This is a genomic window from Staphylococcus debuckii, from assembly GCF_003718735.1.
Taxonomy (GTDB): domain Bacteria; phylum Bacillota; class Bacilli; order Staphylococcales; family Staphylococcaceae; genus Staphylococcus; species Staphylococcus debuckii.
Genome location: NZ_CP033460.1, coordinates 1915685 through 1930844, shown reverse-complemented (window position 1 = coordinate 1930844; position 15160 = coordinate 1915685). Strand labels below are relative to the sequence as shown.

Annotated in this window: 16 protein-coding genes; 13 read left to right on the top strand and 3 right to left on the bottom strand. The window is 35.1% G+C overall.

Annotation, left to right across the window (positions count from 1 at the left end; all coding sequences use genetic code 11):
* Nucleotides 1-174: 174 nt before the first annotated feature.
* Genes CNQ82_RS09240 through CNQ82_RS09230 form a run of 3 tightly spaced genes read left to right on the top strand, consistent with a single transcriptional unit; the run spans nucleotide 175 to nucleotide 2215 of the window.
* Nucleotides 175-381, top strand: a complete 207-nt coding sequence (locus CNQ82_RS09240; protein ID WP_095104530.1) for a DUF1128 family protein — start codon at nucleotides 175-177, stop codon at nucleotides 379-381.
* A 38-nt stretch (nucleotides 382-419) separates the two neighbouring features.
* Nucleotides 420-1658: an aminopeptidase gene (locus CNQ82_RS09235; protein WP_123145018.1), complete on the top strand. Its 1239-nt coding sequence runs from the start codon at nucleotides 420-422 to the stop codon at nucleotides 1656-1658.
* A 59-nt stretch (nucleotides 1659-1717) separates the two neighbouring features.
* The gene (locus tag CNQ82_RS09230) at nucleotides 1718-2215 is read left to right on the top strand and encodes an acyl-CoA thioesterase (protein WP_164711996.1); all 498 of its coding nucleotides are present in this window, start codon (nucleotides 1718-1720) and stop codon (nucleotides 2213-2215) included.
* A gap of 44 nt (nucleotides 2216-2259) precedes the next feature.
* Here the strand turns inward: CNQ82_RS09230 and yfkAB are convergent, their stop codons facing one another.
* On the bottom strand, nucleotides 2260-3408 hold the full coding sequence (gene yfkAB, locus CNQ82_RS09225; protein ID WP_123145017.1) for a radical SAM/CxCxxxxC motif protein YfkAB: 1149 nt from the start codon (nucleotides 3406-3408) through the stop codon (nucleotides 2260-2262).
* 226 nt (nucleotides 3409-3634) lie between these two features.
* On the opposite strand from yfkAB, the gene CNQ82_RS13160 reads away from it, so the two are divergent.
* From CNQ82_RS13160 to CNQ82_RS09195, 7 genes are all read left to right on the top strand, one after another.
* Complete coding sequence (locus CNQ82_RS13160; protein ID WP_240624945.1) at nucleotides 3635-3802, top strand: SE1561 family protein; 168 nt, start codon at nucleotides 3635-3637, stop codon at nucleotides 3800-3802.
* A 128-nt stretch (nucleotides 3803-3930) separates the two neighbouring features.
* A complete protein-coding gene (locus CNQ82_RS09220; protein WP_123145016.1) occupies nucleotides 3931-4458 on the top strand; it encodes a type 1 glutamine amidotransferase domain-containing protein in 528 nt (175 codons plus the stop codon).
* 213 nt (nucleotides 4459-4671) lie between these two features.
* On the top strand, nucleotides 4672-5484 hold the full coding sequence (gene sgtB / locus CNQ82_RS09215) for a monofunctional peptidoglycan glycosyltransferase SgtB (protein ID WP_123145015.1): 813 nt from the start codon (nucleotides 4672-4674) through the stop codon (nucleotides 5482-5484).
* Between the two features lie 243 nt (nucleotides 5485-5727).
* On the top strand, nucleotides 5728-6531 hold the full coding sequence (recX, locus tag CNQ82_RS09210; protein WP_123145014.1) for a recombination regulator RecX: 804 nt from the start codon (nucleotides 5728-5730) through the stop codon (nucleotides 6529-6531).
* The gene (locus CNQ82_RS09205) at nucleotides 6524-6838 is read left to right on the top strand and encodes a DUF1811 family protein (RefSeq protein ID WP_095104545.1); all 315 of its coding nucleotides are present in this window, start codon (nucleotides 6524-6526) and stop codon (nucleotides 6836-6838) included. Before recX ends, CNQ82_RS09205 begins: the two co-directional genes overlap by 8 nt.
* A 16-nt stretch (nucleotides 6839-6854) precedes the next feature.
* Entirely contained in the window at nucleotides 6855-8381 is a 1527-nt protein-coding gene (locus tag CNQ82_RS09200) for an ATP-binding cassette domain-containing protein (RefSeq protein ID WP_123145013.1), read from the top strand.
* Nucleotides 8382-8391: 10 nt separating this feature from the next.
* The gene (locus CNQ82_RS09195) at nucleotides 8392-9243 is read left to right on the top strand and encodes a hypothetical protein (RefSeq protein WP_123145012.1); all 852 of its coding nucleotides are present in this window, start codon (nucleotides 8392-8394) and stop codon (nucleotides 9241-9243) included.
* Nucleotides 9244-9292: 49 nt separating this feature from the next.
* Here CNQ82_RS09195 and CNQ82_RS09190 read toward each other — a convergent pair whose 3' ends face one another.
* Nucleotides 9293-10276, bottom strand: coding sequence for a metal-dependent hydrolase (locus CNQ82_RS09190; RefSeq protein ID WP_123145011.1), 984 nt, complete (start codon nucleotides 10274-10276; stop codon nucleotides 9293-9295).
* A 101-nt stretch (nucleotides 10277-10377) separates the two neighbouring features.
* Between CNQ82_RS09190 and mutY the strand changes: the two genes are divergently transcribed.
* The 3 genes from mutY to CNQ82_RS09175 all read left to right on the top strand — a co-directional run bounded on the left by mutY (nucleotide 10378) and on the right by CNQ82_RS09175 (nucleotide 13951).
* The gene (mutY, locus tag CNQ82_RS09185; protein WP_123145010.1) at nucleotides 10378-11436 is read left to right on the top strand and encodes an A/G-specific adenine glycosylase; all 1059 of its coding nucleotides are present in this window, start codon (nucleotides 10378-10380) and stop codon (nucleotides 11434-11436) included.
* A 62-nt stretch (nucleotides 11437-11498) separates the two neighbouring features.
* Nucleotides 11499-12044, top strand: coding sequence for a nucleoside tri-diphosphate phosphatase (gene ntdP, locus CNQ82_RS09180; RefSeq protein WP_095104555.1), 546 nt, complete (start codon nucleotides 11499-11501; stop codon nucleotides 12042-12044).
* A gap of 170 nt (nucleotides 12045-12214) precedes the next feature.
* The gene (locus tag CNQ82_RS09175) at nucleotides 12215-13951 is read left to right on the top strand and encodes an ABC transporter ATP-binding protein (protein WP_123145009.1); all 1737 of its coding nucleotides are present in this window, start codon (nucleotides 12215-12217) and stop codon (nucleotides 13949-13951) included.
* Nucleotides 13952-14000: 49 nt separating this feature from the next.
* Here the strand turns inward: CNQ82_RS09175 and CNQ82_RS09170 are convergent, their stop codons facing one another.
* Entirely contained in the window at nucleotides 14001-15101 is a 1101-nt protein-coding gene (locus tag CNQ82_RS09170) for an FUSC family protein (RefSeq protein ID WP_123145008.1), read from the bottom strand.
* Nucleotides 15102-15160: the final 59 nt, after the last annotated feature.

The window sequence follows — 15160 nt, the reverse complement described above, 5'->3', positions numbered from 1 at the left end:
GGTATACCTATCGTTCCATAGATTGTATTTACCCGAACATTTATAAAATATACCTGTATATCACTATATTATCGGTTTTTGCGACATATCTAAAGAGAGAATTTCTCTTTTTTCGTTAAAAGTTTTCATTAAAACCGTACTTTGATAGAATAAAAAAATAAAGAGGTGAAAAAAATGGAGTCAAATAATAGAGAAATGATTGAAGAAATCCGTAAACAATTAAATGTTGTAAATGTGCAACTTATTGATCCTGATAAATTTGAAGATGCTGACGAAGAAAAGGTTAAAGAAATTCATGACTTTGTGACATCTAAAGATAATTTTTCACCTAGTGAAGTGACAGCTATTGCTTCAGAGCTCGGTGAATTACGCCAATCATAAGAAATAACAACTATTAGAATTTAAGGGGGAATTGATTCATGACACAATTACAAGACAAATTAAAACAGTATGCACAATTAATCGTAGACGTAGGGATGAATGTACAAGAAGGTCAACCAGTATTTATTCGTTCTTCAGTCGATGCATTAGAATTAACACATGATATCGTAGAAGCGGCTTACGAACGTGGTGCTTCGGATGTACGTGTTAAATATGCTGATGATACATTAACACGCTTGAAATTCGAATATGAAGATGCTGACTATTTTGCTGAAAGAAGCTTAAAACAATATGATGTGGACGAACGTATGGACTACGTCGAACGCGGAGCTGCAAACTTAGCGTTAATCAGCAGTGACCCAGACTTATTAAGCGGCGTAGAGAGTGATAAAAAGGCTGCCTACAGCAGTGCCTACTCTAAAGGTTTTAAAGGCTACATGGAAGCAAGCCAAAATAATGATTTCCCTTGGTGTGTCGTCGTTTATCCTAATAAACCATGGGCACAACGTGTGTATCCGGAATTAAGCGAAGACGAAGCTTACGAAAAATTCATTGATGAATTATTAGATATTGTGCGTGTAGATGGTAATAATCCAGTTGAAAATTGGAATCAACATATTGAAAATTTAAGTAAGCATGCGAAATATTTACAAGACAAACATTATTCAGCATTGCATTATATTTCCGAAGGCACAGACTTAACAATCGGTCTGCCTGAAAATCATTTATGGCAAGATGCTACAAGCTTTACAAATGACGGCCAAGAATTTATAGCTAATATTCCTACCGAAGAAGTTTTTACTGCACCAGACCGAAATCGCGTCAACGGCCACGTTACAAATAAATTGCCATTAAGTTATAACGGCAGCTTGATTGACGGTTTCACTTTAACATTTAAAGATGGCAAAGTAGTTGATTTTACGGCTGAAAAAGGGGAAGATGTATTACGCAACTTACTTGAAACAGATGAAGGTTCTAAATATTTAGGCGAAGTTGCTTTAGTACCAGATGATTCCCCGATTTCAAATCGAAATCGTGTTTTCTATAACACTTTATTAGATGAAAATGCTTCTTGCCATATTGCATTAGGTGCAGGTTATCCATTTACTATAAAAGATGGTACTTCAATGTCTAGAGAAGAATTAAGCTCTGAAGGCTTAAATGACGCTTTCATTCATGAAGATTTTATGATTGGAAGTTCAGACTTAACAATTTATGGTATTACAGAAGATGGGAAAGAAGAAATCTTATTTAAAGATGGAAACTGGGCTTATTAATTTTAAAAAAATAATGATTAAAAAGGAGACCTATTGTGGAAGACAGAGAAAAAAGACCGATGTCTGCTTCATTAAGCATTAAAGATCGTCAAGTATACCCTCAAGATACAAATCATCACCATACAATGTTCGGAGGCCTGTTAATGGCCAACATCGATGAAATTGCTGCTATTTGTGCAATGAAGCATAGCAGTGCACCTGTAGTTACTGCTTCAACCGATTCAGTAGACTTTTTATTGCCAATCAGAACGGGTGATGTCATCTCATATGAAGCTATGGTATCTTATGCAGGTTCTACTTCGATGGAAGTCTGTGTACAGATTATTCTAGAAGATATTATGGAAGACAAGAAATATATGGCAGCTTTAAGCTTCTTAACATTTGTTGCATTGGATGATGATGGCAAGCCGAAAAAAGTGCCTGGCGTCTATCCGGAAAATGAAATTCAAGAATGGTTCCATAGTACTGCTCCTGCACGTGTGAAACGCAGAAAAGAAAGAAGACAAGAAAGTAAAGATACTTTAGAATTCTTAACAAGAACAAGACATATTCAATAATAATAAGGCGGTTGCGACATGTCTACGTCGCAACCGCCTTATTATTATTGTTGGAAAATTTGATGCATCATTTTTTCTTTTTCACGAAAATCTGTATGAGGGTAGTACATATTCTTAACTAACACATTAGGACCAAGACAATGAACGGGGGCACAATAACAATTTAAGCTTCGTGCTAAATCAGATTGCAGCCATTGATAGTAAACATCAGTCAGTTTATCTGTTTGGATATTAGAAATCGTACCATTTTCATCGCCGAAGTCCGTCACAATTACATTACCAGTAAAGACATTTACATTTAATCTGCTGCGTCCATCTGGGTCATTACGTAAAGTTACATTCTTAGCTGTACGTAAGGCATCAAATAAAGCAGCATCGTCTTCGTCTTGGATACAAGGATAAATCGGCAAAGTACCAAACAACATCCAAGTGTCCTTATCGCGTATGTTTAATAAATGACGAATTGTATCTTTAATTTCCTTTAAACTCAACACACTTAATTGGCTGGCAAAATCAGAAGGATACATCGGATGAATTTCATGACGGCTGCATTTCATATCATGAACCACTTCATTATGTATTTTTTCTAAATAAGGGCGTGTATTTTGGTTCAACATAGTTTCTGCTGAGACAAACATGCCTTGCTCTGAAAGCGTACGAGAATTATCAATCATTTGCTCATAAAGTTTTAATTTAGCTTTTAAAGGGGGTTGCTTTTCCATAGCTCCAAATCCTACCTCAGCAAATTCATCAGTAGTTCCCCAATTATGAGAAATATGCATAACATCTATATATTCAGCAATATCTAGATAACGATCTTGCGGTAAAGTTAAATTAGAGTTCATTTGAGTATAGATACCGCGGCTTTGAGCATATTTTAATAATGGTTTAACCACATTGCGAATAGATTTTTTGGAAAACATAGGTTCTCCGCCTGTAATAGATAATGTGCGTAAATGAGGAATTTCATCTAATCTTCTATAAATCAAGTCCATCGGCAAGGGCTCAGGGTCTCTTGTTTGTAATGTATAACCTACAGCACAGTGACTGCAGCGCATGTTGCACAAATTTGTAGTCGTAAATTCAATATTACTTAATTGAAGATCTCCAAATTCTTCTACATCGTTATAAGCTTCCCATGGATCGTTCAATATTGAAATAGGTTGCTTAATGCGAGTTGAATAATCAATCATCAGTTTGCCTTCTTTCTATTTTCATTCTGTTTATCATTATACTTTTCGAATGGCGAAGTTGAAAAGGGGTAAGTGAACATTGTAGGAATCTATTCTTTAAATGACACAGATATTTCATATGTACAGTTAATTTCAACTCTGCTACATTATTAATAGTTTAACGGTGTTAGTCAAATTCATGTTAGAATGTTGTTATATTTTAAAAAGGAGCGTCTCAATAATGAAAATGAGCGAAAAAGAATTAATTTCCCACGTCCAAACAAGATTATCGGAGTTTGTAGATGAAATCAATCATGTAGACCCTGACAAAGTAAGTGTTGAAGATGTGGATGAGTGGATTGGTTTATTAGGCCAATTAGAGGAAAAAGTAAAGACTGTTCAACACGAAAAATAATTCTGATGAATCAGATATGTTTAAAATCATCAGTTTTAGTCTAAATAATAACTATCAATCGATTAATAGTTATTTTGAAATTAGATTTATAAACTAAATTTCAATTAATAGAAAGGTGATTATTTTTTATGACTAAACCAGTAGCAATTATTTTAGCTAATGATTTTGAAGATATTGAATTAACTAGCCCTAAAGAGGCAATTGAAGAAGCAGGTTATAAAACTGTTATTATCGGTCATGAAGCAGGTGAAGAACTTGTAGGTAAACATGGTACTAAAGCTAAAGTAGGTGTAGGTATCGGTTCAGCTGAACCTTCTGAATACTCAGGTTTACTCATCCCGGGCGGTTTCTCACCAGACCACTTACGTGGCGATGTAGACGGCCGTTATGGTACTTTCGCAAAAGCATTTATTAAATATAACAAACCTATCTTTGCTATTTGTCACGGTCCACAAGTATTAATCGATACTGACGACTTAAATGGCCGTACATTGACTGCAGTATTAAATGTGCGTAAAGATTTATCAAATGCTGGTGCTCACGTTAAAGACGAATCAGTAGTAGTTGATGGTAATCTTGTAACAAGCCGTACTCCAGACGACTTAGACGATTTCAATCATGCTATTGTTGAATTATTAGACAAAGAATATAAATAAAGTTTAATTTTAGTTTAGAAAGACTGAGACCTCAATTGAGGTCTCAGTCTTTTTTTATTGCAGCTCCACTTTCTTACTTAGTTAGGCTTAAACTAATGTACTCCTTGAGACTGATTTTTACTTTATTTAATATATTCTTATTTTAAGAATGCGGTTTCTCACTTATAATATGTATGAAGTAAAAAATTACGATTGAGGAGAATGTGTGTCAATATGAAAAGAAGCGAAAGGCTATCTAGAGAGTCAAAAACTACTAGATCAAACACACAGAATACACCACATTATAATACGTATTATCAACCTGTAGGCGCTCCGCCGAAAAAGCGCAGAGGCAAAGGAATATTTTTTAAAATTGTAATAGGTCTTATTATTATTGTAGCGCTCTTTTTCGGACTCATGTATGCATTATCATCAAAAGCGAATGTAGATGATTTGAATACGATTAAAGATAAATCTACTTATGTACCTGTATCCGACATGCCTTCTTATACCAAAGGTGCCTTTATCTCTATGGAAGATGAACGTTTTTATGACCATGGTGCTTTCGATGTCAAAGGTATTTTCAGAGCATTATTTTCAACTTTAAGTGATCATAATGTACAAGGAGGAAGTACAATCAGTCAACAGGTGGTTAAGAATTATTATTACGACAACGAGAAAAGTTTTACTCGGAAGGTTAAAGAAATTATCGTAGCTAGCCGTATGGAACGTCAGTATTCCAAGAATGACATATTAAGTTTTTATATTAACAACATCTATTACGGTGATAACCAGTATACTATTGAAGGCGCTGCGAACCATTATTTCGGTACGACTACGGTCAAAAACAATCCGAACATGCCGACCATTACGGTTTTACAAAGTGCTATTTTAGCTAGTAAGATTAACGCGCCAAGTGTGTATGATGTCAATGATATGTCGCAGAATTATGTAAATCGCGTGAAGATAAATTTAGAAAAAATGAAACAACAAGGCTATATTGATGAAAGTCAATATAAAACAGCACTTGCGCAATTAGGAGTATAAAGCCAAGTAAATAAATGAACTGAAAACTGTTAGACTTGAGGGGTTGGGACGTTAATTTGTTCCAACCCTTACTTTTTGAAGAAAAAAGCTCTCATTACAGCTTCTTCTTTTTTTAATAGTATCGTCTTCCTATCTCTTAAAATTTCTCTGCATCTCTATAAAGTATAACGCTATAAAAGTCAGCAAATTTGTTTTACAATAAGTAGCGAATAGAATTTATTGAAATCAAAGCGAGTTGAAATTATGCCTAAAGTAACTAAGATTGAAGTTCAAAAAAAGAATAAAGAAAGATTTAACTTATACCTTGATGAGACATTTGAAATGGGTATTGATATGGATACTTTAGTTCATTTCAATTTGAAAAAAGGGGACGTGCTGACGCCAGCTGATATGGCAGAAGTACAAAAGTACGAACATTTCAGATTCGGACTTCATTTAGCTATTCAGTATCTGTCTTATCGTAAAAGAACAGAAAAAGAAGTCGTCCAACATCTACAGAAACATGAAATCAGTGAAACAGCCATTGCAGAGGTCATCGAGTATTGTAATCGTGAAGGCTACATTGATCATGCTGATTATGCAGAAAGTTTAAAGAATACCATGATACGTACTACTGACAAAGGACCTGAAATTTATCGACAAAAACTTTTAAAAGCAGGTATTGAGAAAGACTTAGCAGAGCATTATACTGCTAAATACGAAGAAGAACAACCTTTGGAAGAGATAGTGACGTTGGCTGATAAATTAATGAATCAGAAAAAGGGGCCGCTTAAGAAAAGAAGCGAAAAGGTCAAACAGTCGCTTTTACAAAAAGGATATTCATTTGAAGTCATCAACGAAGCAATGCAAAATCTTGATTTCGAACCTGATCCAGAAGAGGTTGACATGTTGCTCCAACGAGAACTTGAGAAAGTGTATCGTAAGTATGAACGTAAATACGAAGGCAAACAGTTAGAAATGAAAACGATTGAAGCATTAATTCGTAAAGGGTATGAGTATGATACAATTAAAGATAAATTGACAGAAAGCGGGATTGGCGATGAGTGAGAAAAGTTTAAGCAAGATGGAAAAAAGCGAAATATTAGATGAAATACAAAAATATAAAGAAAAAATGCGTAAAGCCGAAATGAATGGCATACTTAATGAATACGATGTCTATCGTACAAAGGTCATTATTGCAGAAAGTTATTTGGTAGACCAAAGTAAAATTGAATTTGGTAAATTATATGAATTAAATGACGGCACAAAACGCTATATGCGTGTAGATCGCATGAAAGGCATTTTTGCTTGGGGAAAAATTTTGCATAGCGCTGAGCGAGAAACAGGCATCCCAGTCGCATTATTAAAATTATAGAAGGATGTAAGCAGATATGGCGAGTTCAATTGTATTAAAGTTACTGAATATTACGCATTACTATCGCAAAAAGAATCGAAAAAAATGGTATTTGCCTTATGGTTATGATGCTGAAGATATTGAGTTGAACAATGTGTCACTCTATCTGTATCAAGGTGAGTCATTAGGTGTTATTGGAGAACCTGGTGCATCTAAAACACTTATAGGCAGAATCTTAGCTGGGGAAGTTGTACCTGATAAGGGACGCATAAGTCGTTCAGGCAGTTTATTTTTCGGGGATTTGGAAGATAAACATTTGCATGAGGAATCTGTTGAAGCTTATGTTCAAAATGCAGCAGAACTATTTACATATAAAGAATCTAATCATAAAACAGAACAAATTATCCGATATGCAGGGCTTTATGATTTAAAAGAAACCTCGGTGTTTAGATTATCAGATCGCCAATATGCACAATTGATTTTCAGTTTAGCCCGTAGCTCAAAAGCAGGTATTATCATTTTTAATCATGTGCTTCATTGTTTAGATGAAACTTTCCTAGAGCGTGCTTCAGAGTTGTCGGATGACTATATTGATAACGATTTGACGCTTATCACGATTGATGATGATTTAGATGTTATACGCAAAGTCAGCAATTATGCGGTGTGGATTTCACATGGGCAAGTGCGTATGGAAGGGGCGTTAAGCAGAGTACTTCCAGCCTTTACAGAACATGAAAATGACAGAAAATCTTTAGAAACTGAAGAGGAAAAGAAAAATTTTGATGTCGATTGGAAAAAGAAACGTACACGCATACCGGAGATGTCTTATAATTTCCGACGTGTAGAACGGTACAAACACGCAAAGCCGACACAATTTCTATCTAGAATCATTGGTTGGAGTATTGCATTAGCAATCGGTTTCATTATTACGGCAGCGCTATTATTTACTAATCAAGGTATTGTACATTTCTCTCAGAATGCTGAACAAACCAAGTTGCAAGCAAATAAAAAGCAAACGTTTGAAGATAAGCTGTCATATGGCATAGTGACTGAGTCAGAACTCAAAGTTAAAGCTGAGAACGGAAACAATGAATTGAAAATTCCAAGATACGCTTTGTTAACGATTACGGGTGAAAATGATAATAAATATCGTATTGTAGTAGACGATCATAATTACATCACGAAAAAAGGGGATATTCGCTACTTTAATCCCGCTGGTTTATATGAAACACATAGTAAAGACAGCTTAGAAAAATATATGAAATCGAATTATATTAATTATATTGATTTCTACAACAGTCATTTAGGTCAGTCTAAAAATAAAGCCGAAAAATCTTTAGTACCTGAAAATGAAAACCGCTTTGTTGAGCAAGTCACACAACAGCCAGTCAGCATGCTTTATAGTGATTCGAAACATTTAACCGGCTTTGTTTATCCAATGGTGAACAAAGATAAATTCAAAAAGGAATTTAATGTTCAAAATGATTTTTGGATTTGCAAGTCAGGTAAAGGCTATTTTGTGGCTGATATGAAAAATAATAAATGGATTTATATAGAATTGTAGGTGAAGCGTTATGATAGATAAAATGATTAATAATACAATTAACTTTTACCACAGCTTACCGCAATTATTGAGACATCTAAGCGTCAGTTTAAAAAGAAACTGGAAATGGTTAGTCATTCCTTTAGCAACATCGGTTATTTTGTTGGTTGCTATGTTGATTGGTTTTAAAGCGAGTAAAACTACCGAAGAGACGCAAGCCATTTGGTACTATCGATACATCGGATTGATTACACTTATTTGGACACTCGTCACACTTTATTTCAACACCATGCGTTATCGCAGAGATTACTTTGAATATAAAAATTTCGATTATCCAGCTTCATTCAAAACAATTATTTATACGCTGATATTCTCAATAGGTATGATTATTTCTATCAGTATTGTGGTGGTAGTCAAACCAGTGAACTTAGATAGTTCATTTATAGCACTCGCCTTTTACTGGATAATGTGGAATATCTTTATCATACTTACATCGCAAGTATTGGGCTTAATCCGGATGATTAGCCATTATCGTATATTTGATATCACTTTATATATTGTGTTCGCTTTAATGGTTGTTACGGTACCGATTCTGTATATACCATCTGAAAAACCTTCATTAGTGATGCATATTCTTATGTTGAATCCATTGTTCTACTTGGTTTCAGGAATAGAAGAAGCGGTAATTATAGGAATTAATAGTTTAGGCAATTTACCATATCATTTTTATTTCTTGGTTTGGATTGGTATCGCTGCATTATTACTGTATATTTTCCGACCATATATTGCTTACGAGAAATTCAGAATGACACGCACGCGTTCTATCCATTTGAAAAATACTGCAGAACCTGAAAAAGTAAAATCTACAAATATTACAGATTGAAAAATTGGGCTGGGACAAATTAATGTCCCAGCCCAATTTGTTGAACCAGTTAATGTGCATAAAGTTTTTTCATTAGTTTCTGTTCACTGAACACCCAACCTGTATAAGAATGAGTTATATGCATCTCTTGATCTAAATGTGCAATTGCCACAAATGAATAATGATCATTTTTGAGATATCTCAAATCAATAAATCTTACTTCGTAGATGTTATCACTCAGCTGCTTAGCATCCCAACGATAAATCGAGGAGAAGTTTAAAAAGGCTTTGATGTTAGGGTCTTTTCTTAGCGCAGCCATTAATGCTTCATCCGGGAATTCTTGACGCTTTACTTTATCAGCAAAGACAATATTTCTGCCGTAACTTTTTCCGACATAATCATGTGTAGCTGTTTGCACAGCTACGCGCCATTCCATAAATTTAATGGTCGGAGCAACAAAGACTTTAACTAAATGTGCTTTGTCTTGGCTGCTGACCATACGCAGTACTTGCTTTTTAATCGCAGAGCGAAAAATAAAGCGGACCACATAATAAAAGAAAAGAATTACAAAAATCGGAATAAACACCGCATATGCATTTAAACCGAAAGCCCACAGTACAATACCGAGACACCATAAGATAAAGATATAAGGGTCAAATGTATTGATAACACTCAGTTGAATCCACTTATTCGAAAACGGCCGCAATGCTTGTGTACCATAGGAGTTGAAAATATCTACGAAGACATGAAGAAACACTCCTAATTGTGCCCAAAGCCAAATATGCAGAGGGTTGATACCTTGCGAAAAGGTAAATACTAATAAAGTAATTAAAATTGGCCATAGTATTGTGAAAGGGATTGAATGTGTAATTCCTCTATGATTAGATATATAGGCAGCGTTATTTTTGAGTTTTAATACAGTATCGCTGTCAGGAATTAGTGAACTGGCAATTAATGTGGTTGCGGCCACTCCAAAATGACCTGACATAGATGGGTCATGCATCGCTAAAGCTGTGAGGCTGATACCCATAACTATATGTGTTCCAGTATCCATAATTGTTCACTCATTTCAAATAGTCTTACATCTATTATAAATGATAAACTTAAATAACAAAATTGATAAACCTGTATCACCAAAAGGAGCCGTACAAAGAGATGTTGCATCAGAAAACTTTTAAAGAAGATATATTAAATTGGTTTGAAGCAAACCAAAGAGCCATGCCTTGGAGAGAGACAACCAATCCATATTATATTTGGATCAGCGAAGTTATGCTTCAACAAACACAAGTCAAAACGGTGATCGACTATTATCATCGGTTCACAGAAAGATTTCCAACAGTTGAAGACTTAAGTGAAGCCAAGCAAGATGAGGTGCTTAAATACTGGGAAGGGCTAGGTTATTATAGTCGAGCGCGTAACTTTCACACTGCTATTCAAGAAGTAGCCGCTGAATATAATGGGAAAGTTCCGGATAACCCCGAAAAATTTGAAAAGTTGAAAGGAGTAGGACCCTACACGAAAGCAGCGGTCATGAGTATTGCTTTTGATTTGCCATTGCCAACCGTAGATGGAAATGTCTTTCGCGTGTGGTCTCGCTTAAATAATGATTTCAGTGATACAGCGAAACAATCAACTAGAAAGGCATTTGAAAGCGAATTGTTACCCTATGTGGAAACGAAGGCAGGTCAATTCAACCAAGCCATGATGGAATTAGGTGCTTTGATTTGTACGCCTAAGTCTCCGTTATGTTTATTCTGTCCTGTACAGTCTCATTGCGATGCCTTCAATGAGGGTACTGTGGAAGAACTCCCAGTAAAGACTAAAAAAATTAAAAAGAAAACGATTCAACAAGAGTGCTTTGTCATTAAAAATGAAAATAATGAATACTTAATTGAACAAAGACAAGCCAAATTACTTAATGGAATGTGGGAGTTTCCTATGTTCGAAAAAGGCAGCAGTCAAGAAAAACTTGAAGCATTACTAGGAAGTAATATTAACCTTCCTGCTAAAGTGGCTTATCAATTAAAACATCAATTTACGCACTTAACTTGGAATATTAACGTCTACGAACTGGCGAATTCTGTTCAATCTAATCGGATTAATACCGATGAACATTATTGCTGGATGGACTTAAAAGACAGAAATCAATTTAATTTCCCCGCTTCTATGCATAAAATACTCAATCATCTTGAGAGCCGAAACACCCAAAACTGAGTTGAACCCGCCTTTATGTTATAATTGGTTTTGTGTAAAAAGCTAACGAGGAGGTGTGGAGCATGGTAAAAGAAACCATACCGAAAGAGGGAGAAAACATTAAAATTCAAAGTTATAAACATGATGGAAATATTCATCGGGTATGGTCAGAAACCACTATTTTAAAAGGCACAGATCACGTGGTTATAGGCGGAAACGATCATACACTTGTAACTGAAAGTGACGGGCGTACTTGGATTACACGAGAACCAGCAATTGTGTATTTTCATTCTGAGTACTGGTTTAATGTCATTTGTATGTTTAGAGAAGATGGTGTGTATTATTACTGTAATCTTTCCTCTCCTTTTGTATGTGATGAAGAAGCGTTGAAATACATCGATTATGATTTAGATATTAAAGTTTATCCTAATGGTAAATATCACTTGTTAGATGAAGATGAATATCAGCAGCATATGCAGCAGATGAACTATCCTAAAGATATTGATGTTATTTTACGCAGAAATGTAGATATACTGCAACAATGGATTGAACAGAAAAAGGGACCTTTTGCTCCAGACTTTATTAAGGTATGGAGAGATAGATATAAAAAGCTGCGTCAAAAATCATAAGGCAAAGCAGATTTCTTTATTCTGTATCCAATATTTCATTATAATGATATCATTATTGCTTACGGTAATTTAACGGGGTAAGAACTTAAGCTTAGCAAAGCACAGTTCTGCCTCGTTGATTTTTGGAATCATATATTTAGAAAAGTAGGTCAAGGGAGGATAAAACTATAATGATACGCAGATATCTTAAATTTGTTAAACCTTATAAATGGCGTATCGTAGCGACAATAATCATTGGGATTATCAAATTCGGTATTCCGATGTTGATACCGTTATTGATCAAGTATGTTATTGATGGTGTTATCAATAATCATGATTTATCAATGCAGGACAAAGGAATGCGTTTAATTATTTCAATAGGTATCGCTTTATTTATTTTTGCAGTGGTACGACCACCTATTGAATATGCAAGACAATACTTAGCACAATGGACAAGTAATAAGATTCTTTACGATATACGTAAGAGACTCTATGATCACTTGCAAGCACTGAGTGCGCGTTTCTATTCAAACAATAAAGCAGGAGAAGTTATTTCTCGTGTCATTAATGACGTAGAGCAGACTAAAGATTTTATATTGACTGGCCTCATGAATATTTGGTTAGATTGCGTGACTATTATCATTGCACTTTCTATTATGTTCTTTTTAGATGTCAAATTAACATTAGCTGCTATGTTCATCTTCCCATTCTATATTTTAACGGTATATTACTTCTTTGGAAGATTACGTGGATTAACTAGAGAACGTTCTCAGGCTTTAGCAGAAGTTCAAGGCTTTTTACATGAAAGAGTTCAAGGAATTTCAGTAATTAAAAGTTTTGCGATAGAACGAAATGAAGCGGAGAATTTTGATAAACGCAATAGACATTTCTTACATCGTGCCTTCAGACATACACGTTGGAATGCTTATTCATTCGCAGCAATCAATACTGTCACAGATTTAGGACCTATTATAGTGATAGGTGTCGGTGGATATTTAGCAGTTAATGGTTCGATTACAGTAGGGACTTTAGCGGCGTTTGTAGGATACTTAGAACAATTATTCGGTCCGCTACGTCGTCTGGTTTCATCATTTACTACTTTAACGCAAAGTTTTGCTTCGATGGACCGTGTGTTCCAGCTGCTAGATGAAGATTATGATGTGAAAGATGAACCGTATGCGAAACCTATTGCGATTGAACATGGTAATATTGATATCCAAAATGTTTCATTCCGTTATAATCAATATGCACCGAAAGTATTGGATGATATTTCTTTAAAAGTAGATCAAGGTGAAACGGTAGCCTTTGTAGGAATGTCTGGTGGCGGGAAATCAACTTTAATTAATTTGATTCCTAGATTTTATGATGCCACAGAAGGTGTCATTACCATTGATAATCATCCTGTTAAAGATTTCTTGCTTTCCAGCTTACGTAATCAAATAGGACTAGTGCAGCAAGATAATATTTTATTCTCAGATACTATTAGAGAAAATATTTTACTGGGTAAGCCGGATGCCAGTGATGAAGAAGTGATTGAGGCAGCTAAACTTGCCAACGCTCATGACTTTATTATGAGTTTAACTGACGGATATGAAACTGAAGTAGGGGAACGCGGAGTCAAACTTTCAGGAGGACAGAAACAACGTATATCTCTTGCAAGAATTTTCTTGAATAATCCGCCAATCATTATTCTAGACGAAGCAACAAGTGCTTTAGATTTAGAAAGTGAAGCGATTATCCAAGAAGCTTTAGCACATCTGAGTGAAAATAGAACCACTTTAATTGTTGCGCATCGTCTTTCAACTATTACGCACGCTGATAAAATAGTAGTGGTTGAAAACGGACGCATCATTGAAACTGGCACGCATCAAGAATTGCTTGCAAAACAAGGTGCTTACCATCACCTTTACACAATTCAAGATTTATAAAAAGAAGGAGTATGACCACCTAGATAGTGGGGCATACTCCTTTTTGCTTCTATAAATCTAAATCTTCATCATCAATATCAATGTCTGAATCATCTCGATGATATTCAAAATAACTTAAAACGAGTCGATCTAAATGTTCTAAATCGTAACTGAACTCCTCAATTGCTGAGATAATCTGTAATAAATTGGAAACAGAGTAATCTGAATCGTTTTTCTTATCCACCATTTCACGTCTGAAAGCTTCCATTAATTCTAATTTCTGAGGATTATCTACAGATGATTGGAAGTTTTCGAAATCATAACGCGCTTTTTGGGCGATACTCAACATTATCTGATCATACGAAGTCATTAAATCATCGAGCTCTAATTTAATTTGCAGCATTAAATCATTGCTGATTTGATGCAAATCATTTTGATAGCGATGCATTCTTCTTAATACATCGTATGCGCGTCTTGTAGTAATAACGACCTGTCTAAAGATAATTTTTTTACGATTCAATTCAGGCAAGTTCTTTTTAAAAATAGTACGCTCTTCTTTGTAATAATCGAAAAGTTGTTCTAAATTTTGTATGCGATTTTTGATAGACTGCGTATCTTCTTTAACATAATGATATTCTGTCGTATCGTTCAACACCAATTTAATCCATTTGAAAATATCATTAGCGATATTCATGGAATTATAATAGAGCTTAGTCTCATATTTAGGTGGAAAGAAGGCAACGTTAACAATGAATGAACTGAAAACACCAATCATTACTAGAACGAAGCGGAAGAACGCTGCAGAATAGAAATTACCTGTGGTACCACCTTGTCCCATGATAATCAGCGCGGTCACGGTAGCTAAGGTTGCAACATGTTGAAGTTTAAATTGGAACAACATGGCAATCAGGATAATTACCGTTGCTCCCATTATAATAATATTGTCTCCGAACAAGGCGACCATGATTACAGCTAGAATCGCGCCGATGACATTACCTTGAAATTGGTCTTTAATAGTTTTATAGGAACGATAAACACTTGGCTGCATGGCAACTATTGCACCAATACCTGCTACGGTAGGTAACCCAGCACTTTTTGGAAGTAAAGATGCAATCAGCATCGCAAGGACAATTGCAATACCGGTCTTAAATATTCTGGCACCTAATTTCAAATTATTTGTGCTCCTTTTTTACTATTTATGCACGGTGTTATGCTGAAATTTCTTTCAAC

Bases quoted from the DNA above. Each gene is read 5' to 3' on its own strand.
- CNQ82_RS09240 (WP_095104530.1), top strand. From the start codon at position 175: ATGGAGTCAAATAATAGAGAAATGATTGAAGAAATCCGTAAACAATTA.
- CNQ82_RS09235 (WP_123145018.1), top strand. From the start codon at position 420: ATGACACAATTACAAGACAAATTAAAACAGTATGCACAATTAATCGTA.
- CNQ82_RS09230 (WP_164711996.1), top strand. From the start codon at position 1,718: ATGTCTGCTTCATTAAGCATTAAAGATCGTCAAGTATACCCTCAAGAT.
- yfkAB (WP_123145017.1), bottom strand. From the start codon at position 3,408: ATGATTGATTATTCAACTCGCATTAAGCAACCTATTTCAATATTGAAC.
- CNQ82_RS13160 (WP_240624945.1), top strand. From the start codon at position 3,635: ATGAGCGAAAAAGAATTAATTTCCCACGTCCAAACAAGATTATCGGAG.
- CNQ82_RS09220 (WP_123145016.1), top strand. From the start codon at position 3,931: ATGACTAAACCAGTAGCAATTATTTTAGCTAATGATTTTGAAGATATT.
- sgtB (WP_123145015.1), top strand. From the start codon at position 4,672: ATGAAAAGAAGCGAAAGGCTATCTAGAGAGTCAAAAACTACTAGATCA.
- recX (WP_123145014.1), top strand. From the start codon at position 5,728: ATGCCTAAAGTAACTAAGATTGAAGTTCAAAAAAAGAATAAAGAAAGA.
- CNQ82_RS09205 (WP_095104545.1), top strand. From the start codon at position 6,524: ATGAGTGAGAAAAGTTTAAGCAAGATGGAAAAAAGCGAAATATTAGAT.
- CNQ82_RS09200 (WP_123145013.1), top strand. From the start codon at position 6,855: ATGGCGAGTTCAATTGTATTAAAGTTACTGAATATTACGCATTACTAT.
- CNQ82_RS09195 (WP_123145012.1), top strand. From the start codon at position 8,392: ATGATAGATAAAATGATTAATAATACAATTAACTTTTACCACAGCTTA.
- CNQ82_RS09190 (WP_123145011.1), bottom strand. From the start codon at position 10,276: ATGGATACTGGAACACATATAGTTATGGGTATCAGCCTCACAGCTTTA.
- mutY (WP_123145010.1), top strand. From the start codon at position 10,378: ATGTTGCATCAGAAAACTTTTAAAGAAGATATATTAAATTGGTTTGAA.
- ntdP (WP_095104555.1), top strand. From the start codon at position 11,499: ATGGTAAAAGAAACCATACCGAAAGAGGGAGAAAACATTAAAATTCAA.
- CNQ82_RS09175 (WP_123145009.1), top strand. From the start codon at position 12,215: ATGATACGCAGATATCTTAAATTTGTTAAACCTTATAAATGGCGTATC.